The sequence below is a fragment of the Salinicoccus kekensis genome, from assembly GCF_900220995.1.
Lineage (GTDB): Bacteria > Bacillota > Bacilli > Staphylococcales > Salinicoccaceae > Lacicoccus > Lacicoccus kekensis.
This window is the reverse complement of sequence record NZ_OBQF01000002.1, coordinates 178,853-200,920: the sequence shown is the minus strand read 5'-3', so window position 1 is coordinate 200,920 and position 22,068 is coordinate 178,853. Positions and strand designations below refer to the sequence as shown.

General features: G+C 51.7%; 24 protein-coding genes and 1 riboswitch. Of the genes, 17 read left to right on the top strand and 7 right to left on the bottom strand.

The genetic code is table 11. From position 1 onward, the window contains the following. From rlmD to CRN96_RS05715, 5 genes are all read left to right on the top strand, one after another. Complete coding sequence (gene rlmD, locus CRN96_RS05735) at positions 1 to 1,365, top strand: 23S rRNA (uracil(1939)-C(5))-methyltransferase RlmD (protein WP_097040049.1); 1,365 nt, start codon at positions 1 to 3, stop codon at positions 1,363 to 1,365. Between the two features lie 23 nt (positions 1,366 to 1,388). After that, positions 1,389 to 1,913 carry a GNAT family N-acetyltransferase gene (locus CRN96_RS05730; protein WP_218839917.1) on the top strand — a complete coding sequence of 175 codons (525 nt, stop codon included), beginning with the start codon at positions 1,389 to 1,391 and terminating at the stop codon, positions 1,911 to 1,913. A gap of 15 nt (positions 1,914 to 1,928) precedes the next feature. Then, positions 1,929 to 2,174, top strand: coding sequence for a toxin-antitoxin system YwqK family antitoxin (locus CRN96_RS05725; RefSeq protein ID WP_097040045.1), 246 nt, complete (start codon positions 1,929 to 1,931; stop codon positions 2,172 to 2,174). A gap of 54 nt (positions 2,175 to 2,228) precedes the next feature. Beyond that, a riboswitch (TPP riboswitch) is annotated at positions 2,229 to 2,320 on the top strand. A gap of 73 nt (positions 2,321 to 2,393) precedes the next feature. Next, complete coding sequence (gene tenA / locus CRN96_RS05720) at positions 2,394 to 3,062, top strand: thiaminase II (protein WP_097040043.1); 669 nt, start codon at positions 2,394 to 2,396, stop codon at positions 3,060 to 3,062. An 83-nt stretch (positions 3,063 to 3,145) separates the two neighbouring features. Continuing rightward, a complete protein-coding gene (locus tag CRN96_RS05715; protein ID WP_097040040.1) occupies positions 3,146 to 3,937 on the top strand; it encodes a VLRF1 family aeRF1-type release factor in 792 nt (263 codons plus the stop codon). Positions 3,938 to 3,979: 42 nt separating this feature from the next. Here the strand turns inward: CRN96_RS05715 and CRN96_RS05710 are convergent, their stop codons facing one another. After that, complete coding sequence (locus CRN96_RS05710) at positions 3,980 to 4,399, bottom strand: hypothetical protein (RefSeq protein ID WP_097040038.1); 420 nt, start codon at positions 4,397 to 4,399, stop codon at positions 3,980 to 3,982. Positions 4,400 to 4,605: 206 nt separating this feature from the next. Between CRN96_RS05710 and CRN96_RS05705 the strand changes: the two genes are divergently transcribed. From CRN96_RS05705 to CRN96_RS05675, 7 genes are all read left to right on the top strand, one after another. Beyond that, positions 4,606 to 4,845, top strand: a complete 240-nt coding sequence (locus CRN96_RS05705; RefSeq protein WP_097040036.1) for a DUF1413 domain-containing protein — start codon at positions 4,606 to 4,608, stop codon at positions 4,843 to 4,845. Positions 4,846 to 4,899: 54 nt separating this feature from the next. Further along, the gene (locus tag CRN96_RS05700; protein ID WP_097040034.1) at positions 4,900 to 5,637 is read left to right on the top strand and encodes a DUF429 domain-containing protein; all 738 of its coding nucleotides are present in this window, start codon (positions 4,900 to 4,902) and stop codon (positions 5,635 to 5,637) included. Between the two features lie 105 nt (positions 5,638 to 5,742). Continuing rightward, positions 5,743 to 7,125 (top strand): MFS transporter, encoded by a 1,383-nt coding sequence (locus CRN96_RS05695; RefSeq protein WP_097040032.1) that lies wholly within the window; start codon positions 5,743 to 5,745, stop codon positions 7,123 to 7,125. Positions 7,126 to 7,232: 107 nt separating this feature from the next. Beyond that, the gene (locus CRN96_RS05690) at positions 7,233 to 8,450 is read left to right on the top strand and encodes an MFS transporter (protein WP_097040030.1); all 1,218 of its coding nucleotides are present in this window, start codon (positions 7,233 to 7,235) and stop codon (positions 8,448 to 8,450) included. Between the two features lie 12 nt (positions 8,451 to 8,462). Continuing rightward, a complete protein-coding gene (locus CRN96_RS05685) occupies positions 8,463 to 9,044 on the top strand; it encodes a TetR/AcrR family transcriptional regulator (RefSeq protein ID WP_179647123.1) in 582 nt (193 codons plus the stop codon). 42 nt (positions 9,045 to 9,086) lie between these two features. After that, positions 9,087 to 9,494 (top strand): hypothetical protein, encoded by a 408-nt coding sequence (locus tag CRN96_RS05680; protein WP_097040026.1) that lies wholly within the window; start codon positions 9,087 to 9,089, stop codon positions 9,492 to 9,494. Between the two features lie 23 nt (positions 9,495 to 9,517). Beyond that, the gene (locus tag CRN96_RS05675; RefSeq protein WP_097040024.1) at positions 9,518 to 10,507 is read left to right on the top strand and encodes a zinc-binding dehydrogenase; all 990 of its coding nucleotides are present in this window, start codon (positions 9,518 to 9,520) and stop codon (positions 10,505 to 10,507) included. A 416-nt stretch (positions 10,508 to 10,923) separates the two neighbouring features. On the opposite strand, the gene CRN96_RS05670 is transcribed toward CRN96_RS05675, so the two are convergent. Both CRN96_RS05670 and CRN96_RS05665 read right to left on the bottom strand, forming a co-directional pair. Next, entirely contained in the window at positions 10,924 to 11,613 is a 690-nt protein-coding gene (locus CRN96_RS05670) for a DUF3169 family protein (RefSeq protein WP_097040022.1), read from the bottom strand. Then, a complete protein-coding gene (locus CRN96_RS05665; RefSeq protein WP_097040020.1) occupies positions 11,614 to 11,817 on the bottom strand; it encodes a helix-turn-helix transcriptional regulator in 204 nt (67 codons plus the stop codon). Between the two features lie 266 nt (positions 11,818 to 12,083). Between CRN96_RS05665 and CRN96_RS05660 the strand changes: the two genes are divergently transcribed. Further along, positions 12,084 to 13,514, top strand: a complete 1,431-nt coding sequence (locus CRN96_RS05660; protein ID WP_097040018.1) for a M20 family metallopeptidase — start codon at positions 12,084 to 12,086, stop codon at positions 13,512 to 13,514. 35 nt (positions 13,515 to 13,549) lie between these two features. Beyond that, the gene (locus CRN96_RS05655; RefSeq protein WP_097040016.1) at positions 13,550 to 15,067 is read left to right on the top strand and encodes an AbgT family transporter; all 1,518 of its coding nucleotides are present in this window, start codon (positions 13,550 to 13,552) and stop codon (positions 15,065 to 15,067) included. A gap of 116 nt (positions 15,068 to 15,183) precedes the next feature. Here CRN96_RS05655 and CRN96_RS05650 read toward each other — a convergent pair whose 3' ends face one another. Continuing rightward, entirely contained in the window at positions 15,184 to 15,858 is a 675-nt protein-coding gene (locus CRN96_RS05650; protein ID WP_097040014.1) for an SDR family oxidoreductase, read from the bottom strand. Between the two features lie 176 nt (positions 15,859 to 16,034). Here CRN96_RS05650 and CRN96_RS05645 point away from each other — a divergent pair, with 176 nt between their 5' ends. Then, positions 16,035 to 16,928 carry an SDR family oxidoreductase gene (locus CRN96_RS05645; protein ID WP_097040013.1) on the top strand — a complete coding sequence of 298 codons (894 nt, stop codon included), beginning with the start codon at positions 16,035 to 16,037 and terminating at the stop codon, positions 16,926 to 16,928. 62 nt (positions 16,929 to 16,990) lie between these two features. Here the strand turns inward: CRN96_RS05645 and CRN96_RS05640 are convergent, their stop codons facing one another. Both CRN96_RS05640 and CRN96_RS05635 read right to left on the bottom strand, forming a co-directional pair. Beyond that, the gene (locus tag CRN96_RS05640) at positions 16,991 to 18,403 is read right to left on the bottom strand and encodes a sodium/glutamate symporter (RefSeq protein WP_097040011.1); all 1,413 of its coding nucleotides are present in this window, start codon (positions 18,401 to 18,403) and stop codon (positions 16,991 to 16,993) included. A 106-nt stretch (positions 18,404 to 18,509) separates the two neighbouring features. Continuing rightward, entirely contained in the window at positions 18,510 to 19,769 is a 1,260-nt protein-coding gene (locus CRN96_RS05635; protein ID WP_097040009.1) for an amidohydrolase family protein, read from the bottom strand. A 142-nt stretch (positions 19,770 to 19,911) separates the two neighbouring features. On the opposite strand from CRN96_RS05635, the gene CRN96_RS05630 reads away from it, so the two are divergent. Together CRN96_RS05630 and CRN96_RS05625 are read left to right on the top strand one after the other, a co-directional pair. Then, complete coding sequence (locus CRN96_RS05630; protein WP_097040006.1) at positions 19,912 to 20,295, top strand: hypothetical protein; 384 nt, start codon at positions 19,912 to 19,914, stop codon at positions 20,293 to 20,295. 29 nt (positions 20,296 to 20,324) lie between these two features. Next, entirely contained in the window at positions 20,325 to 21,014 is a 690-nt protein-coding gene (locus CRN96_RS05625) for a TMEM164-related integral membrane acyltransferase (protein ID WP_097040003.1), read from the top strand. Between the two features lie 51 nt (positions 21,015 to 21,065). Here the strand turns inward: CRN96_RS05625 and CRN96_RS05620 are convergent, their stop codons facing one another. Further along, positions 21,066 to 21,914, bottom strand: coding sequence for a glycerophosphodiester phosphodiesterase (locus tag CRN96_RS05620; protein ID WP_245844558.1), 849 nt, complete (start codon positions 21,912 to 21,914; stop codon positions 21,066 to 21,068). Positions 21,915 to 22,068: the final 154 nt, after the last annotated feature.

Genomic DNA, 22,068 nt, shown 5'->3' with positions numbered 1-22,068 from the left:
ATGACGCAACCCGTGACGAAGAACAGTTATTATACAAGTACGGTCGAGGACTACACCCATCAGGGACTCGGCGTGGTGAAAATCGACGGTTATCCGGTCTTCATACAGGATGTATTGAAAGATGAAAAAATAGAATTCAAAGTGATCAAGACGAATAAAAAGTTCGGTTTCGGCAGGATGATCAAGGTGATTGAACCATCCAATGAACGCATCATCCCGCCATGCGAATACTATTACCAGTGCGGCGGCTGCCAGATCCAGCCTTTGAGCTATGCCGAACAGAAAGGATTCAAGAAAGGGGCGGTTGAAGCGGACATCAACCGCCAGGCCCGCCTCGGCGTCAACATCCATGACACGATCGGCATGGAACAGCCGCTTTATTACCGGAACAAGTCACAGATGCCCGTCCAGAAAGTGGACGGCGAAATCAGAATCGGGCTCTACAGGCCGAGGAGCCATGATGTGATCGACATCAAGCACTGCTACATCCAAAAGGATATCCATAACGACATCATGAATGAAGTGCGGGAACTCCTTACGACGTTCGAGATCTCCATTTACGATGAACATAAGCATAAAGGCCTGCTGCGCCATCTGATCATCCGTTCGAATCATGATGATTCCGAAGTGCAAGTGGGCTTCATCACGAACGGCCGTAAAAATCCGTTCAGCGGCATCATCCAGATCCTCACTGAAAAATTCCCGATGATTACAAGCGTCGTACAGAACTTCAATATGGACAAGACCAATGTGATCTACGGTTCCGAGACGAAAGTGCTCCACGGCAGTGAATACATCACCGACGAGCTGCTCGGCAAAAAGTTCAAGATCCGTGCCCGCTCGTTCTATCAGGTGAACCATGAACAGACTGAAAAACTATATACCGAGGCATTGAAGCTTGCGGATCTTAAAGGCGATGAGACCATCGTCGACACATACTGCGGCATCGGCACCATCGGCCAGGTCGCAGCGGACCATGTGAAGAAACTCATCGGCATTGAAGTCGTCGACTCCGCGGTCGAAGATGCGCGGGAGAATGCGCAGCTGAACGGCATCAAGAATGCCGAGTATCACCTCGGCAAGTCCGAAGAAGTGATGAAGCGTCTCGTCGCCGACGGCGTCCAGCCGGATGTCGTTTTCGTCGACCCGCCGAGGAAAGGCTGCCACGAAGACTTCCTTCAAAGCCTGATCGACGTATCTCCTGAAAAAATCGTCTATATCTCATGCAACCCGAGCACGCTGCAGCGCGACTTGAAGATACTGAGCGGTCAGGGCGGCTACGAAGTCAGTCCCGTCACACCCGTCGACCTGTTCCCGCAGACGAACCATATAGAAGCGGTGACCGTGCTGACGAAAAGCGAGTAGATGACTGTATGAAAATCATCGATATGTCAAAGCTTGATGAAGCTCAGCTGAACCAGGCTGCAGAGATTTTGACCAACACATTAAACATCGGTTATCCGACGTTCAAAGACGCCATGGAAGAAATAGAAGAACTGCTTGTCCCTGAAAATACGCTGCTCGCTGCTGTGGCAGGGGACGAAGTCATCGGCTGGGGTGGCATTCTTGCGCCTGGATACGACGGCAATGTCTTTGGGCTGCATCCGCTCGCCGTCCGGGAGGATCGGCAGGGGAAAGGCATCGGACGAACAATCGTTGAAGCACTGGAAGAAGAAGCGAAGCGGCAGGGCGGCCTCACCATCTGGCTCGGTGCGGATGATGAGAGTGAAGAAGGCGAGACATCGTTGGCAGATGCGGACCTGTATGACGACCTGCCGTCAAAACTTGCGGAATTCAATCCGGGCACGCATCAGGCGGGGTTTTATTTGAAGATGGGCTATAAGATCATCGGTGTCCTGCCGGATGCGAACGGCCGGGGCAGACCGGATATATTCTTCGGCAAGAGATTATGAAGCGGGTGATGAACCATGGTCAAAAAGAAGAAGTCTGAAGTGATCGACGGCTACACGATCAAGTACCATGCAGACGGCAACTCGATCTGGTCGAAGGGGAAAATCGTCGATGGCCAGCCGGACGGCTACTGGGAATGGTACCGGACGGATGGCACCATCAAACGCTCAGGGCATTTTGAAGAAGGAGAACCGGTCGGTGAGTGGATCACTTATGACAGTGAAGGTGAAAAGTACAAGACGACGAATCGGGAGAAGAAGTGAGCAGGTCGTTGAAGTATCCGCCTGACTCATGTATATTGGCAGTATAACCGAATATGTTTCAGCTGGGGGCAGCCTTTACGGCTTGAGAAGTACCCTTTGAACCTGATCTGGTTAATACCAGCGGAGGGAAGTGGAAATCGCCGATTATTATGAACGATTTAATATAAGGGCATGTCCCTCTCCTCCGTTGTGAATATCATCAACAGGAGGAATTTTTTTATGCGTTTTTCAGTAATGTTGCGGGAAAAGACGAAGGACAGCTGGGAGCAGAGCCTGAACCATCCGTTCGTAAAAGGAATTGTCGAGGGGGATCTGCCGCTTCAGACGTTCAAGAACTATATCATGCAGGATATTTATTATTTGAAGCATTACGGTAAGATCCATGCCTTTGCTGCTGCACATGCGGATGATTTTCAAGTGTCGGCGAGCCTCTCGGAAAAGGCGAAGAATACGGCTGAAGCGGAACTCACGGTCCATAAGGAACATGCGGAAATTCTGAACATCACGGATGCAGATATGAAAGACTTTAAACCTGCACCGACGGCTTATGCGTACACGTCACACCTGTACAGGGCATCGCTTTCAGGCAGCCTCGCCCAGATTGTTTCGGCAATACTGCCGTGCTACTGGCTGTATGCGGATATCGGCAAAAAGTACGCGGATGCAGCCCCGGACACTGAAATTTACCGGAACTGGATCAATATGTATGCAAGCGATTGGTTCCAGGAGTCGACTGAGGAAATGATCGATCTCCTGGATGACCTTGCGGCAAAGGCAAGTGACGATGAGAAAGAGAAGATCATCGAACAGTTCGTCATCGCGAAGGAATACGAACTCGCATTCTGGGAGATGTCGTATACGTTTGAGACATGGCTTTCCGAGAAATGACAGATGTTTCAAATCTCCGCCTCAAGGGAATTATGTATAGGTAGAAAGCGTATACATGAACATCTTTCAGAGGAGGCAAATATATGTCTGTAAGAAAAGATATCAAACGTATCAACGGTATTGAGGACGACATCGGCGTACTGACTTTGTATCTGCATACGGATGCGAGCAATCCGGATCTGAACAACGGTGAGTGGAAAATCCATCTGAAGAATGAGATCAAGGATCTGAAGTACCATGCAGATAACGCAGCACCGGAAGCGGAGAAAAAGGCGTTGAAGAAACTGCTCAAGAACGTGGAGGACCGTGTCGGTGAACTGCAGAGGGATCTGCAGAAGGGGCTCGTCATTTTCACATCGGCTGATGAGAAGCTGTGGGAGGAAATGATCCTGCAGGTTCCGGTGACGACGACGATGCACTGGGATAAAGCACCGGCGGTGCAGCAGCTGCAGGAACTGGTCCAGAGGTATCCGAACACGGGGATCATAGTGCTGCAGCAGCAGGACGTGCGGTTTATTGAAACGGAGCTCGGGTCGATCAAGGACGAGTTCGCCTACAGCTGGGATCTGAACCGTGAAGATTGGCTGGATTACGGGGGTGACACGCCGCCCGGATCGAGGAGCTCGGGACAGGATGATTTCCAGCAGCGCTTCGAGGAAAATAAAAGCCGCTGGTATAAGAATCTGGCCCCGCGCCTCGGCAAGGAAATCAAGGACCGGGGGCTTGAATGTGCATACCTTGTCGGCAACAATGAAAATGTCCGCGACCTTGAGGATCATATGGCTTCAGCGCACCTTAAAGGTGTACTGCCGAAGAACATCGGCATGAAACCAAGCCACGAAATCGTTGCGGAAGTGTATGAAGAATTGGTTTAAAAGTGCAAAACAGGCATTCCATCCGGATGCCTGTTTTATATTTTAAATGAACCAGAATATGAGCACGCCGACCGAAAAGCCGAAAAACGCATGGCTCGCCGTCCAGTTGAACCAGGAGATCCAGTCCTCATGATCGGGCGGCGTCGGGGTCAGGGCACTCAGGAAGTACAGGATGCCGCCGCCGAGGGAAAATACAAAGATGTACGGCCATATCGCATATTCAAGCTCAAAAGGAATGAGGAGGTAAAATAAAACGACCGCGCTCACGATGCACGTCACATAATGAAAGATCAGGCCGGTGATTTTCTTATCCGCCCATTGCTTGAGGCCGGGGATGTAGTCCATATTGTAAAGCAGTATGTCTGCTTTGTTGCCTGTCACTATCCTTACAAGCTTCATGGCCGCAGCCAGAATGACCCCTGAAATTGTGCCGATCACAACCAGCATTAAAAACCTCTCCATCACACCACTCCATTAACAATTGATATTCACTAGTAACTCTCTACCCCGTAGAAACAAGGTGAAATCATGAAATTACGGAATTCGAAGATTTTATTTTGCATGTCCGTCGGCCAAGTGGGGTCTGGTCTGCCCGGTGGAACGCTGTTATAGTTAATAAGGTGAACAAACAGGGTATATATTTGTAATTGAGATTGGAGGCTGAAGAGATGGCGAAAAAAGATGAGAATAAACTGCTGAAGAAAGCCTGGCAGGAGACGAAGCAGCTGAAGGACGGAGAAGTTTTTATTCTAAAAGATCTGTTCAAGGGTTATAAATGGAACAGGCTGCCGACCGAGGTGAGGACTGCCCTCGGCCGTGCATTCCTGGAAAAGGCGGGCGGCAAAAAATCCGTTGAAGTCCTTGGGAAGACGCCCTCCCACCAGCAGCAGTACAAGAAGATAGGGTAGACTGGAAGAGGGGGCATGCCCCCTTATTCTTAATTATAAAGGCTGGTATATATAATGAAATATGTCGGAATCGACCTTGCGTGGACGTATAAGAATGAGACGGGCATCTGTATAATCGATGATGAAGGGCGCGTCGTGCACCTGGACGCGAAAGTTTATACGAATAAAGAGCTCCTCGAAATCATAAAACTGCATCATGACGGGGACATGATCATCGCCGTCGATGCGCCGCTCGTCGTCAACAATGACGGGGGTTCACGCGGGGCAGAAGGCGAGATGATGCGCGCAAAGATCAACGGGCACAGGCTCCGTGCCTTCAACGCCAACAGGAATTATTTCCTGAAGGTGTTCGGTGAAATCCGGGGCGAGACGTTCATGCACACGATTCAGGACGCGATGCCGGATATCCGGATCGGGTTCAGCCATGATGGATCAAGTATCGTGGAGACGTTCCCGACCGGCATCATCGCAGGGCTGTTCCCGGAAATTGCTCCTGTGAAATACAAGCGTAAACCAAAAGCGACTGCCGAAGAGACGGTCCTTGAAATGGGACGTTTATTGGAAAGGTTTAATAAGCTCGAAACGAGGGAAGGTGTGATTTCAGACCCTGGATTATCGGTCAGTGAGGCCGTCACTGTGAAATCCCTGAAGCATCTGGAGGATAAAGTGGATGCGTTCCTTTGCGCATTCGGCATGTATGCCATCCATAAAGGCATCGCGGCTGAAGAGACTTTCGGCACTGTGGACAGGGGATTCATCACCATACCGGTGAAGGATGACTTGAAAAAATAATGAAACTTCGCTGAATGGACATTATTTTAATCTATTTGTGAAAAAAGAAACATGTTAGAATGGACGATGCATTCATAAAAACAAGATTCCACTGGAGGTTATCAAATGGAGGAGAAGCAGACGTACCGTTCAGGGAACCTGATCATACTCGGTATCGTTTTATCCATCATTACTTACTGGCTGTTCGCCCAGGCATTTTTAAACATCGGGCCGCATGTACAGGAGACTTATTCCGGCGCGAGTGCGGGCATCATCAACTTATCGATCAGTCTGACGTCACTGATCACCGGTATCTTCATGGTGGCGGCGGGTAACGTATCGGACAATATCGGCAAGGTGAAGGTCACTTATGCGGGTATCATTTTGAGCATCATCGGTTCGCTTTTGATCATCATCACGGCAAACCCGGCGCTCTTGATCATCGGGCGTATCGTGCAGGGGTTCTCGGCTGCAATGCTCATGCCGGCGACGATTTCAATCATCAATACGATATTCACCGGTGACAGGCGCAGAAGTGCACTCAGTTACTGGTCGATCGGTGCTTTTGGGGGTACAGGATTTGCATCCTTATTCGCCGGGACGATCGCGACATTCATTTCATGGCAGTGGATTTTCATCATATCCATCGCACTGTCCGTGCTAGCACTGTTTTTACTTAAGGATCTGAAGGAAGTGAAGACCACGAAGGTCGAGTCATCAAGATTCGACTATCTGGGCCTCTTCATATTCATCATCATCATGAGTGCGCTCAGCATATTCATCACGCAGGGTGAGGAGCTCGGCTGGACGAGCGGCATTTCAATTGCCCTTATAGTCATCACGATCGTCGCTTCCATTGCATTCTACTTTGTGGAAAGACGCATCAAGGAACCGTTCATCGATTTCTCGATCTTCTCCAATAAAGCGTATATCGGCACGGTCACAGCAAACTTCCTGCTGAACACGACGGTCGGCTCGATCGCCCTGTTCAACATTTACACGCAGTCGGAACTGGAACTCACACCGTTCATGTCGGGGCTGATCACACTGCCTTACGTGGTGCTGATCCTCTTCACGATACGTGTCGGTGAGAGGAGCATCAAGAAGTACGGCGCGAAACGTGCCATCGTGGTTTCACCGCTGATCCTCGCTGTGGGTGTGATACTGCTGTCGCTCACATTCCTGGGTGACACTGCATACCTCATCAGCTGTCTGATCGGCTTCGCGCTGTTCGGCATCGGCATCGGATTCTTCGCAACACCTGCACTGGATACGGCAGTATCCACGACACCGCCTGAGAAGGTCGGCGTGGCTTCTGCGATATTCAAGATGGCTTCCACGCTTGGTGCAGCCTTTGGTCTTGCGATCATCATCTCGCTGTACACGGCGCTTGAAGGCGCGATGGACGTTTCAACAGCGGCAATGATTGCATTCGGCCTGAACGTCGTTGCGATCATCATCGGCTTCCTGTGTGCGAAGTTCGTCATACCGGACCGTGCAGTCGAATAAAGAGATTCATAATCCTTCCTTTCGGGGAAGGATTTTTTTATTGCTGCAGGTTACAGGCCGTGCTATACTACCTAACGTTCGTTAGTAAAAGTGAAGAGGTATAAATCATGAATCAGGAAAATACATCCATATTCAAAAACAGGACATTCATGCTGCTGCTCCTTGCCGGGATATTTGCGGTGACGGGCTTCAGTATGTTCCTGACCACCACGTCGTGGTATGTCATCCGGACGCTCGGCATGCCGGAAATGCTCGGGCTTGTGCTGATCGTAAGCACCGTGCCGCGGCTTGTGATGATGATCTACGGCGGGGTGCTTGCAGACAACTATAAGAAGTCGACGATCATGTTCGGGACGAACATCGCACAGGCTGTGCTGCTCGCCCTGATCACGCTCTTCATCTTCACCGACTTCATGACACTCGGATGGTTCTTGTTGTTCTCGGGGCTCTTCGGCATGCTTGATGCGTTCTTCGGGCCGGCGAGCACTTCGCTGATACCGAAGATCGTGGAGCGGCCCCAGCTTCAGAAGGCGAATGCCTATTTCCAGGGTGTGGACCAGATCTCATTCCTGATCGGCCCGGTGCTTGCCGGGCTGATCATGGAGTTCGGCTCCGTCACTCTGAGCTTCTTTACGGCATTCATACTTGTCGCACTCTCCGCCATCTTCGTATTCCCGCCGCTGATCAGAGAAGGACCGGTGGAGAACACCATCAAACAGACGCCGATGCAGAATTTCAGCGAAGGCTTCAATTATGTGAGGCAGTCAAACTTCCTGAAAATCGGCATCATCGTGCTGGTGAGCCTGAACTTCTTTGTGTTCGGCACACTGCATATCGCGGTGCCGATCCTGACCGACCTGTACGGCGGCACGCCGATCAACTTGAGCATCATGGAGATGAGCCTCTCCCTCGGCCTGCTGGTCGGCACGGTCGTGCTCGGCAATTACTATATCAGGCGCAAAGGGCGGATGGCACTTTACGGACTGCTTGCCACGCTCGTCCTCTACATCATATTCAGCTTCATCGAGAGCCTCACGGTGCTCCCGGTCCTGCTGTTCCTGATCGGACTCGCCATGGCGTCGGTCTTCATCCCGTTCTTCACCGCCGCCCAGCAGATTACGGAAAACAGGATGATGGGTCGGGTCATGAGCCTGATATTCCTTGCCATGAACGGCTTTGACCCGATCGCCTATGCGATCGTCGGCATCATGACATCCGCCGGCATCTCCATCCAGTCCGTGCTGCTCGGTTTCGGCGTGATCGGCCTGATCATCGGCCTCATCATACTTTGGAAGGCCAAAGGCTTCCAGAAACTTGAAACTTAAGGAGTGGGGATTTTGAATACGAAAGAGAAGATTTTAAGGACGGGCAAAATACAATTTGCAGCACACGGCTATGCGGGCACGACCATGGCGATGATCGCAGAGGCGGTCGGCATCAAGAAACCATCGCTCTATGCCCACTACAGCAGCAAGGAAGCGATCTTCAAAGGCGTCCTTGAGGCGGAATTCACTGACTACATCGCGTTCGTCACGGACATTTTGGAAAAAGAAAACCAATCGGCACTCGGGAAGCTCTCCGCCCTCTACATGGCGCATCTCCCGGAGGCCGGGGAACCGGACAGCTCGAACGATTTTTATTACCGTTTTATAAAATTCCAGCCGCCCGGTCTGGAAGAATATATAGCCGGAAAATACCGGGAAGCCGAAGATATACAGTTTGAAATATTCAGCGGTGTGGTCGAGGATGGCAAGAGGGAAGGTGCGATAGATCCCAGGCTTTCCGCCCGGCAGGTATATGAGGCATATTTCCTGCTCCTCGGCGGGATCGATTCGATGCAGGGGCTGTATGATGCTGAATATATACAAAAAAGCGGCAGGGATGCCTGGCAGGTTTTTTACCGGGGCATAAAAGCTTAAATCAGGTATAATGGACTCAACATGTCATTAGGGAGGAACAAGATGAATTCGATTACGTTGATGGATGCATATGCGATTGAAAATTTGCGGAGTTACGGCTACACGAATGAAGAGATCCTGTCGAAGGTGAAGGATAAGGATATTGATGAGTTCAAGAAAGTGAAGGAGAATCTGGATTTCACCTTACTGATTGATATGGAGGAGTCCGTCGGCCTCAGGACTTTATTGGAAGACGGCTATCAGGTGAAATTTCTGACTTTCAATGGTCTGAAGAACCTGATCAAGCTGAAGTTTGGTAAACTGGCGGAAGAGGACTATCATGTTGATGAGTTCACTTTATCCGGCCTCAAGCTGGATGAAGGGCAGGCAGTTGAATTGAAGAAAGCATTGTCACCGAACTGGCAGATGAATGGAGAAGACGGCAGTTACAAAGTACAACCTGTAAAATAATTGATTTCTAGGAGGATTATTTCATGAAAGCAGTATATCATCAGGGCAAGCAGAGTTTGGAAGGCGTGAAATATGGCGAGGTTGAAATTGATGAAATGGGCGAAGGCGATGTAAAGGTCAGGCTGAAGACGGCGGGACTGAACCACCGTGACCTGTTCATTCCAGGCAGGCATGCAGAGGACGATCCGGCACTTGTGCTCGGTTCTGACGGCGCAGGCGTGATCGAAGAAGTCGGCAGCGGTGTGAGTGACGTCAAAGTGGGCGATGAAGTGATCATCAACCCGGCTTTAGGCTGGCGTAAAAATGACGCGGCACCGCCGGAAGGATTTGAAATCGTCGGTTTTCCGTTCAACGGCACATTTGCGGAATTCATCGTGCTGCCTGCGGAGAACGTCCTGCCGAAACCCGGCCACTTGAACTGGGAAGAAGCGGGCGTGCTTGCGCTGTCGGCGATGACGGCATACCGCGCACTCTTCACGAGGGCGAAAGTCGAAAGCGGCATGACGGTGCTGATCCCGGGTGCGACAGGCGGTGCGGGTACGTTCCTGCTTGAGTTCGCAAAAGCGGCAGGTGCGAAAGTATACGTGACTTCACGTTCGGAAGAGAAGCGCGAGGCCGCACTTGAGCTCGGCGCGGACAAGGCGATCGACAGTGAAGGCGACTGGGACGAAGCTTTGGACGGCGAGAAGGTTGATATCGTGATTGAGAGCGTCGGCGCCGTGACTTTCAACAAGTCGGTCGATCAGCTGAAGAAGGGCGGCACACTCGTTGCCTTCGGCGCATCCGCAGGGGATACGGTCGACTTCAACCTCCGCAAATTCTTCTACGGGCAGTACAACCTGCTCGGCTCGACGATGGCGAGCACCGAGGAGCTTGAAGAGATGCTCGAATTCATCGAGAAACACGATATCAAGCCGGTCATGGACAAGAGCTATCCGCTGGACGAATACGAAGCGGCATTCGAAAGGCTGGACAAGGCAGGCATGATGGGCAAGATTGCATTTACGATGTAATTATGGAATAAAGACAGGCGGCTGCACCCGATATGGGGTGAGCCGCCTGTTTTGTGTTGTCCCTGCTCATCCGTGATGACATTCAGTCTTGAATGAGCAGCTTTCCTGTTTCCCTGCTCACTCGCGTTGATATTCAGACCTGAGTAAGCAGAATTTCGTTATCCCTGCTCATCCGTGATGATATTCAGTCTTGAATGAGCAGAATTGTGTTGTCCCTGCTCATCCGTGATGATATTCAGACCTGAATGAGCAGAATTTCGTTATCCCTGCTCATTCGTGATGACATTCAGACCTAAATAAGCAGAATTGTGTTATCCCTGCTCATTGGTGATGACATTCGGGCCTGAATGAGCAGACTTTTGTTATCCCTGCTCATTCGCGATGATATCCAGTCCTGAGTAAGCAGCCGGAGCACTTTATTTCTCCCGGATTTCCATGGAATATTTCAATTGCGCTAAAATCAGCAGCACGCCGGCGACAATGATTGAAAATATCTGTGATTCCCCGGTGAGGAGGGAGTAGAATATCATCAATATAATACCGATCATCAGACCGACCTGGATCAGGCCATGAGTTTTGTATAAACCGTTCAACATGATGTGGCGTTCACCTTCGTCACTCGCTGCAAGCAATTTCTCAGCATATTTCTTATCACCGGGCTTCGGCAGCTTCCTATCCGGATAAAGACGCCCGACTAGGCCGGTGTGCGTGATGGTAAGCCAGAGGGTCACGAGGAAAGCGATCACCGCGATGAGGGTCAGCAGGAAGTGCGACTCAAGTATGACGAATATTCCAACCGAGACTAAAGCCAGAATCATCATCAGGGTGTCCACGACCTGGATGTCGTTGAATTTGTTGTAGCGGTAAACATCGTAGGAATCCATATCCATATATTTCGTATAATCTTTTGAGACCGTATTGAGCTGCCTGTGCAGATAGACGCTCACAAAAATCAGGATGACCGCAATTAAAAGCAGCACAACCCCCGTCACCTGATAAATCCCCGCCATATCAATCTCATCATTCCTGGAAGCAAGCATGCTGATTACAAGCCCGGTGAAAAACCCTAAAACAAGATACATCAAAATCCTTAAAATACGTTTCATCTATAACTCCTCCTCTTCGAAAATAAAAATCTCCTCAATCGGCTCCTCAAATATCCTGGACAGGCGTTTGGCGATGAGCAGCGAGGGGACATATTCCTCGCGCTCGATCAAACTGATGGTCTGCCTTGAAACTTTGGCGCGTTTGGCAAGTTCCGTCTGGTTCAGCCGCTCACGTGCCCGGAGCTCCTTCAACCTGGTTTTCATGCTCAATCACCCTTTGCTTTTATATTCACTCAGATTGTAGCATAAACTTTTCATTTTGACTAATTTAATTGTCATAATGACAAGATTAATTGAACGGATGACTGAAAATTCTATTGACAGTGGAAGAGAGAGATGGTTTAATCTATCGTGGAGCTTTTTATACCTGTTCAAAATCAGGAGAAATTCAAAGCAAAGTATGGCATTTCATACCCGAAAAGCCTTATACTGTATATCAGACTATTCAGATTATTAGGGGGGGGAGGTCCATGAAGGACTTTATATCCGCATATCTTAAGGAACACGAAGCTTATTTCAGAGAGGTCAGTGCATACATATTCAATCATCCCGAAACACGGTTTGAAGAATATGATTCAGCCGCTTACCTTGCTGCAGAATGTGAGAAGCAGGGCTTTAAGGTGGAACGCAATGTTGCAGATATCGAAACCGCATTCATGGCGACTTTCGGCTCCGGTGCGCCTGAAATTGGATTTTTAGGTGAGTTCGATGCATTATCCGGATTGAGCCAGAAGCCGGGGGAAGTGAGCTACCAGCCGATGGAGCGTGATATCGGACACGGCTGCGGGCACAACCTGCTCGGTACGGGTGCATTTGCTGCGGCATGTGCAGTGAAGGCCTACCTTGAGGAAAACGATCTGCCGGGCACGGTGACTTTCTTCGGCTGTCCGGGTGAGGAAGGCGGTTCGGGCAAGACCTTCATGGTGCGCGAGGGCGTATTCGACGGGGTGGACGCTGCATTATCATGGCATCCGTCACCGGTCAACGCGATCATCAGCAACTCGACGCTCGCAAACTATCAGGTCTACTTCCAGTTCAAGGGCAAGTCGGCGCATGCGGCATCAAGCCCGCACCTCGGCAGAAGTGCACTCGATGCGGTGGAACTGATGAACTCGGGCGTGAACTACCTGCGTGAGCATGTCATTCCTGAAGCACGCATGCATTATGCCGTGACGAATACGGGCGGCTATTCCCCGAACGTCGTCCAGGCGAATGCGGAAGTGCTGTATCTGATCCGCGCACCGCGTACGGACCAGGTCGATGAGATCTACAAACGCATCGTTAAAATCGCTGAAGGTGCCGCCCTCATGACCGAGACGGAAGTCACGGTGAAGTTTGATAAGGGCTGCTCGAACTACGTACCGAACCGCAGCCTCGAAGCGCTGCTTTACGACGAGTTCGTGGAAGTCGGTGCCGGCAAGGCAACTGAGGATGAAATATCATTCGCAAAACAAATCTGGGAGACGCTCCCTGAGACGGAGCAGAAGAACTACCTCGACCCGCTGGTCGCATTCGGCTACAGGGGCGACGGCTCGGATTTTGAAGGGAAATATGTTGCAGAGTCCATCTCCACATACAAAGGTGAGGCAGGCCTCCTGCCGGGATCGACGGATGTCGGTGACGTGAGCTGGGTCGTTCCGACCGCACAGCTGACATCAGCCACTGCAGCACTCGGCACGGCACTGCATTCATGGCAGATGACATCGCAGGGGCTGAGCGATTTCGCACACCGCGGCACGCTCCGCGCAGCGCAGGCCATGGCACAGACAGGACTGCGCCTGCTGCAGTCCGAGGAGGAACTGAAGCAGATCAAAGCGGAGTTTGAAGATTTCAGGTCGAAACACGAATACATCAACCCGATACCTGAAGAGGTCAAACCGTCGCCATTGAGCGCCGAATGATTTAAAAATCCAATATAAGAATAAAGAGGTGACCTATGGAAAAGAAGAAAGGCTTTTTTGGAAAAGCGCTCGACGTGATAGAAAGGGTCGGTAATAAACTGCCGGATCCATTTGTACTGTTCGTCATGCTTGCAGCCCTCATCATCGTCCTGTCCGCCATCTTCAGCATGGCGGGCGCCTCGGTCATCCACCCGGGTACAGGGGAGGAGCTCGACATCCGGAGCCTCCTGTCGGGTGAAGGCCTGCAGTTCATGCTGACATCGATGCTTGAGAACTTCACAGGATTCGCACCGCTCGGCCTTGTGCTGGCGATGATGCTCGGTATCGGCCTGGCTGAGAAAGTCGGGTTGCTCGACTATGCGATCCGCAAGACGATTTTGAAATCACCACCGTTCCTGATTACATACACGCTTGTATTTGTCGGTATCCTCGGCAATATCGCATCGGATGCGGCAGCGGTCATCGTACCGCCGCTCGGCGCCCTCGTATTCTATAAGATCGGCAGGCATCCGCTTGCGGGTCTTGCGGCCGGCTTCGCCGGTGCAGGTGCCGGGTTCACGGCGAACCTGTTCATCGCGGGGACTGACGCACTCCTTGCCGGCATCTCGACGGAAGCGGCGCAGATCATCGACGAGTCATTCGTGGTTACGCCGGTGGACAACTGGTTCTTCAACATCGCTTCCGTATTCGTCCTGACGATCGTCGGCGGATTGATCACATCCAAATTCGTCGAGCCGAGGCTCGGTGAATACACAGGCGGCGCAATCGAAGGTGAGAACACGGAAGAGCTTCCGAATGCGAAGAAAGGCTTCATCACTGCAATCATCGCAGGTCTCGTGTACTGGGGCGTTATCGTTGCAGTACTCATGATGCCGGACAGCCCGCTCACGGGTGAAGACGGCACGATCATACCGTCGCCGTTCATAGACGGCATCGTACCGATCATCCTGATCTTCTTCATCATCATCGGCCTGGCCTTCGGTATCGTCACCGGGAAGATCAAGTCCGGCAAGGACATGACTTACTACATGACGGAATCCATCAAGGATATGGCCGGTTATATCGTGCTCGTATTTGCGATTGCGCAGTTCATCGCGTACTTCAACTGGTCCAACCTTGGAACATGGATCGCGGTCAACGGTGCAGAATTCCTGCAGGACATCGAATTCACAGGCTTCGGCCTCATCGTCGCATACATCCTGTTCACGTCACTGCTGAACTTCCTGATCACTTCAGGGTCGGCCAAGTGGGCGATCGAGGCGCCGATATTCGTGCCGATGTTCATGCAGCTCGGCTACCATCCGGCGTTCACGCAGATGGCATACCGTATCGGGGACTCATCCGTGAACATCATCACGCCGCTGTTCCCGTACATGGTCATCGTCCTTGCATTCATGCAGCGCTATGACAAGAATGCGAGCATCGGGACATACATCTCCCTGATGCTGCCGTACTCCATCGCATTCCTGATCACATGGATCATCATGCTGGCGATCTGGTTCTACACCGGACTACCGTACGGCCCGGGTGTCGGCACTTACCTGGAAGGTTAAAATAATTGAATACCATCAGATGACCGGAGACTCTAAGTCTCCGGTTTTTTTATTTAAGACCGTAGGGAAATAAAAACCGGGAGGCCTCAAAAGGCCTCCCGTCATTTTGGGTTCTGTTACAGATTTTTCACCGCTTCATCCACATCGATACCGCCCTGGTTGGCGTCGAACGATTTGCCGATTGTATTATCATGGTCGAGGGAGGCGACGGTCAGGTTCGCCACGTCTTCCCTTGGGATTTCGAGTTTTTTGCCTTCCTGGCGCAGGTGCGCAGTGGCCTCGACCTTCCCTGTGCCCGGCTCGTTCACAAGCAGGGTCGGGCGGATGACCGTGTAGTCCAGCCCTGAATTTTCAAGCCACACATCGGCGTAGTATTTCGCTGCAAAGTAATAGCCGCCGATGCCGTTGCCCTCCATGTTGTAGGACCAGTATTCACGGTCGTCGGCATTGATCGCGCTGACCATGACGTAACGTTTGACGCCCGCATTTTTGGCGGCCTCGATTGATTTGACCGCACCGTCGAGGTCGACCATCATCGTCTTATCCGCACCGGTATGTCCGCCGGAGCCTGCTGCAAAGACGACAGCAGTGACACCGTCCATCGCCTTTTCCATATCTTTTATGGAACCTTCGAGGTCGATGAAGCGTGATTTGATGCCTTCGTTTTCATAAGCCTGCTTCTGTTCTTCCTTGCGCACGCCTGCGAGCACATCATGTGCCGCATGGTCTTTCAGTTTACGTGTGAGGAGCCGGCCGATCTGGCCGTTCGCCCCGATGACAAGTACATTCATTCATCTCGCTCCTTTGTGATCATTTGTCTTCATTTAATATGTTATCTATTCAACCCGGCCGGTTCAACCAATCCGCATAGTGTTTATTTGAGGCACCCAGCGGGTATTTATAATCATATGAAAACAAGTTAATCAAATCATTCATACAATAAAAAATGAAACAGGAGTGAAGTTTGATGGGAAAGTCTAATTTGAACGATCCACGCGAAATGTTCCATACGGACAAGTTCCCGGATCAGGAGCAGGATACACCGGCCCTGCAGAACAGGATGGATCCGAAACCGGACTGCGGCGAGGAATCCTATAAGGGCCACGACCGGCTCGAAGGCCGCAATGCCCTCATCACCGGCGGGGACTCCGGCATCGGCCGTGCAGCGGCGGTCGCCTATGCAAGGGAAGGTGCGAACGTCGCCATCCACTACCTGCCGGGCGAGGAAGAAGACGCTGAAGAAGTGAAGGCACTCATTGAAAAAGAAGGCGGGAAGTCGCTGCTTCTGCCGTATGATCTGCGTGATGAAGGGGCTGCGACGGAAATCGTCGAGAAGACGGTCGAAGCGTTCGGCGCTTTGGATATCCTTGTACTGAATGCAGCACAGCAGATTGCACAGACCGAACTGTCCGATATCTCGATGAAGCAGGTCGAGGATACATTCAAAGTGAATGTCATCAGCATGTTCGAATCGGTGAAAGCTGCTGAGAGACACTTGAAGCCGGGCAGCTCAATCGTCACGACCGCTTCCGTCAACACTTATGATCCGAGCGAGACGATGATGGATTATGCTGCGACGAACGGTGCTGTGGCGAACTTCACGGTATCATGGTCCAAGTATTTTGCGGAAAAAGGTGTGCGTGTAAACGGTGTCGCACCCGGCCCGATCTGGACACCGCTCCAGATGGACAACGGCCAGCCGGAAGGCGCGATTCCCGAATTTGGCCAGTCGACGCCGCTCGGACGCGCCGGACAGCCGGTTGAACTGGCACCCGTTTATGTACTGCTCGCTTCAGACGAGGCAAGCTACATCACAGGCCAGATTTACGGCGTCACAGGCGGTATTCCAATCGATCTGTGACAACAATAAAAATTCATCCCGGACGAAACGTCCGGGATGAATTTTTTATGTCCTTTATACCTTTAATCCTCCGCTTTTTTCCTGCCGAAATGGAAGATGCCGAGCAGCAGCCAGCCGAGTGTGATGACTGCGGTGATGATGAGCATCGGCACCGGTCCGATTGCAACGATGAGCGGAGCGGATGCGGCTGTCACGATACCGCCGCCGACGATGAGGTCAAGGAAGAGCTGCTTATAGCTGAATCCTTCCTTTGCAGGGGACTCGTCGTCCGGGTCCGCAAGCTTGATCATCAGAAGGCCTGCGGCACTGAGCCCCATGCCCTGGCCGAAGTCGCCGATGGCACGTTCGAACCAGTAATCCGGCATGACGCGCGGTGCGACGACGAGGAATGAAAAGACCGACCACCCGATACCTGCGACACTCAACAGGATGAATGGAATCAGGTAGTCCCCGATGACCGTAAGAGATAGTGTCGCTATCGCTGAAGCGATCAGCATATCGAGTGCCAGCCCCTGAATGCGGCTGATGACGCCGCGGTCGACGACGTTGTATTTCACAAAATTGTTCAGGAACAGCTGTACAAGTACTGCACCGACCATTGCGAGCGGGAAGAGCGGCAGATGGGTGAAGACTTCGATCTGCTCGATCCATAACTGTTCCTCAATCCATATCAGACCCTGCAGCAGCGCATAGCCGATCGCGATGGCGAGCGCGATGTAACCGAAATGGACGGTGAGCGTCTCTATGAATTCAGAGCGCGTCGTCTGCCTGCCTGCCGGTTCCTCCTGCTGCTCCTCCTTCGAGAAGAGGACCTTCTTCCTGTCTTCGTCTATATCGTCAGGGTCTTTCAGCACTTCGGTCTCGCCTTTACGGGCCGCCCAGTTGAGCAGTGCGACACTGAGCATCACGCCGACGACAAGGCTGATCGTCGCAAGACCGATGGCGAGATCCAGCCCTTCTTCGAACCCGATTGAAGCGAATGTGTCGGATAAGCCTGCGGCGGTGCCGTGGCCGCCGACGAAACTGATTTCAAGCAGAGCCCCCGCTGCGGGATGCATGCCGAAGAATGGTGTAAGTATAAGCAGTGTCAATGTAATGCCGACCACATACTGCCCCCAGGACAGGAAATGGGCGAAAGTGATCTGAGGACCTGCAATTTCCCATGCGTCTCTCAATTTAGGGAAAGTCATGCCTAAAAACAACGATGCGAAGATGACGTTGATCAGCATGCCGGGCAGTGTGTCCCACACGTCGACCATGACCTGGGGGAACACACCGCCCTTATCAAAGAAGTTGATGCCGAGACGCCCGAGGATCTCCGGGCCGAGCAGCAGTCCGACCGCCCCGGCAATCAGCGAACTCGGTACGAAATAATTCTGCAGAAACGGGGTGAACACACGGATCCATTTACCGATCAGAAGCAGGATTCCAAGGATCAGCAAACTGAATCCAGCGACTTCGGGTGAAAGTTCCATTTACATTCTCCTTACATACAGTTTTAGCTGTAATACCTCTTACCGGATATGTAAAAATTAAACATCCCAGTCACAAAAAGCCCCGCACAGGGTGCGGGGCTCTTCATCAGCCTTTCAGGAATTCATTCTCGATTTCATTCTTGCGTACTTCGCGTTTGAAGATATATTCGCCGCTGCGGACGGATGCGAGCACTTCGGCGCGCTCACGGACCGCTTCATATGCATCATATGCATCGAGCACGATGAAGTTCGCGGGCTTCCCGGCTTCTATGCCGTAGCCGCCGTAGTCCTCATCGATGCGCATCACTGCAGCGCCGTTGAAGGTGATGAGATCGAGTGCCTTATTGATTTCATCAATATGTGTGTAGTGGGCGAGGTGGATGCCGTTGTCGAGTATGTTCATCATATTGCCGTTGCCGAGCGGGTACCAGTAGTCGGCGATGGAATCCTGTGCGAAAGCGACGGTATTGCCGTTTTCAAGCAGTTCCTTCACACGCGTCAAGCCCCGGCGTTTTGGATAGTTGTCGCCGCGCCCCTGAAGATGGGCGTTTTCTGTCGGGCAGGAGATGAAGTTGATCTTCGATGCCTTGAAGAGCCCCATCATTTTATTCGCATAGGAATTCTCGACCGCACCGAAGGAGCATGTATGGCTTGCAGTCGTCTTTTCACCGTAATCCTTCTCCATGACGAGCGCGTTCAGCACTTCCAAAAACCTGCTGTTCGGGTCGTCGTTTTCATCACAGTGGATGTCGATCATCACATCATACTCCAGTGCGAGGTCGACGATGCGCTTCAGCGACTCCACCCCGTGTTCATACGAAATCTCGAAATGCGGGATGCCGCCGACGACGTCCGCTCCCATATCGAGCGCTTTCCTCACCAGTTCCTCGCCGCCTTCATATCTGAAGAACCCTTCCTGGGGGAATGCGACGAGCTGCAGCGTCACAATGTCCTTCAGTTCCTCACGTAATTTGAGGAGCGCCTTCATGCCCGTCAGTTCCGGATCCGTCACATCGACATGCGTGCGGATGTACTGCACCCCGTGGCTCACTTCCTTGCGGATGCCTTCGAGCGCCCGTTCACGCACTTTTTCTTCGGTCAGCGTCTTTTTATTGTCGCTCCAGCGCTGGATGCCTTCGAAAAGTGTGCCTGAGACATTGGCATTCCCTTCGCCGAGGCCGGAGAAGATGTAATCGAGATGCAGATGCGGATCGACATACGGCGGAAGGACGAGCTTCCCTTCAAGGTCGACCACTTCATCGGCATCACCGAGATCCTTGCCGACGGCTGAAAACTTCCCGTCCTCAACCAAAATCTCCGTCGACCCGGTGTCACCGTATATGTTCGCATTAATGAACTTCTTCATACAATAAACTCCTTTTAAATCATTAGTGATATCCATGCCCATTATATCAAAATGCATTTTGAAAGGGGCATAATACCGGCCTGAAGGTGTAGACCTGCACTTAAAGGGTTATAATATAGTAAACATAAGGGGGTGGTGCATCATGCGGTTATTCTTTTTATTCATGTTTTTCACGATCGAGCTCACCGGCTGTACGGCAGTGGGGGATTCCGAAGTCGAGGCGGTGGATGTGGACGCGCTCGATGGAGACATGCAGGAGTATGTGCAGAATGAGGACATCAATAATGTCATACACATCTCGGCGGAAGGCGGGGAGGGCGATTACCTCGCCTTCTACGCACCGGGCGCCACACGGCTGACGGTGGAAGAAGCGGAAGAGGGCATCCTTGATATCAAAATGGAGAAACCAGATGATGCGGAAGCCGAAATCCTCCACGTCTATAAACTTGAGATCGGCACCGAAGTCGAGACGCTCAGATATTACATCAATGACATGGAGACGCACGTGGAAGTATTGCCCAAGTGATGAAATGATTTCGGAAGGCGGGGGATGCCATGGCGGATTACGGGGAATACATCGGCATATTCAGTATCGATCATCTGATCTATATTTTCGGGCTGATTGTTGTTGCAGCGGTCTTCTTCTCGAATATATCACGGGTCAAAGCCTGGAGGCGGACGATCACTGCAGTGATCCTCATCATCATCCTGCTGCAGCAGATATTGTTGTATGGATTCTACTATTTCATAGTGGGGGAAGAGATAGGATTTGACGCATCCGAGGCACTGCCGCTCCATATCAGCCGTATCAATTCACTTCTCGGCATACTTTACCTGCTGACCCGGAACGCTGAAGTCTTCAGGGTGCTCGCATTATTCGCACTGTTCGCCTGGCTCAGTTTCCTGTACCCAAGCCAGGTGTACGGCGTGACACACCCCATCGGCATCAGTTTCTTCGTGAACCACGTCGTCACTTTGCTGCTGCCGTTCTATGGGATGACCGCCTACGGGAAGGAAATAAAAACCGGTGACAGCCTGAAGGTCCTCCCGTGGTTTGTGGTCTACCTCGCCGTCGCTTACGCTGCCAATATGCTGACGGGCGGCAACTACTTTTATCTGAGGGACAGGCCGGTCTTCCAGGGGATTTCCGATACCGCCTATATCGTCGCCTCCATATTGTTCGCCTACGTGCTGTTCAAGGCGGGGGAGATGATGTATAAGAAAGTGCGCCCGCTGCTCGAATAAGAAAAGAAGATGACCCCGGCACTGCCGGGGTCATCTTTTCATGATTAATTGTTATTGCGGTTTTCCTGTATGGCTGATCAGATCCGGGAAGTCGGAGATGATGCCGTCGACGCCATTATCGATGAGTTCGTTGACACGCGTCTGGTCATTTATGGTATATGGTGCGATCTTCAGGCCGTGTGCATGGACGCGCTCAACGAGATTTTCATCCACCATCCTGTGATTCGGGTTGAAGTAATCGGCATAAGTCGCAAACTGTGCAAGTGCTTCATCTGAAATGCCGTCGGTCAGGTTGCCGACAAGAACACCCGTCGGAACGTTCGGAAGCAGTGAATTGAAGTGTGCAACCGAGCCGTGGTCGAAGGACTGGACGATGATCTTGCCGTTGTTCGGCTTATCCATGTTCCTTTCTGCAAGTGCTTCAGCGACAGCCGCTTCAATGCCCGGGTGGGCGGAAGGGTCTTTTATTTCAATCAATATGCCGATCTTTCCGCGGTAGGCATCCAGAATCTCATCCAATGTAGGGATCTGCGCGCCTGCAAATTCAGGGCCGAACCAGCTGCCTGCATCCAGCTGCCTCAATTCCTCCAAAGTGAAGTCATTGACCCTGCCTGAGCCGTCCGTCGTCCGGTCGACCATCAAGTCGTGGATTGCGACGACTTCACCGTCCGCACTCATATGGACATCGATCTCGATGAAGTCCGCCTTCATTTCAAACGCCCTGTCGAATGCCGCCATCGTGTTCTCCGGCGTATAGCCTGAAGCACCCCGGTGGGCGACGTTCAATGTGTGATCGGCAGCATTGGCCGACGCCTTTTTACCATCCATCAATCCTGCTGCACTGATCAAAAGCAGTGCAGCCATCAAAACTTTCAAGAAATTGCCTGCAGAAATGTTCAAAGATGTTTCCTCCTCTTAAAATGTCTTACCTGGATAGTGTAGGGGAGGAATATTCATGGCGGATGAAGTTCCTGTTAACGTGCAGTAAACTTTCAATCCCATTGTAAAGATCCGGAAAACTGATAGAGCTTCGGCAGGCTGCGTCTCCATCCGG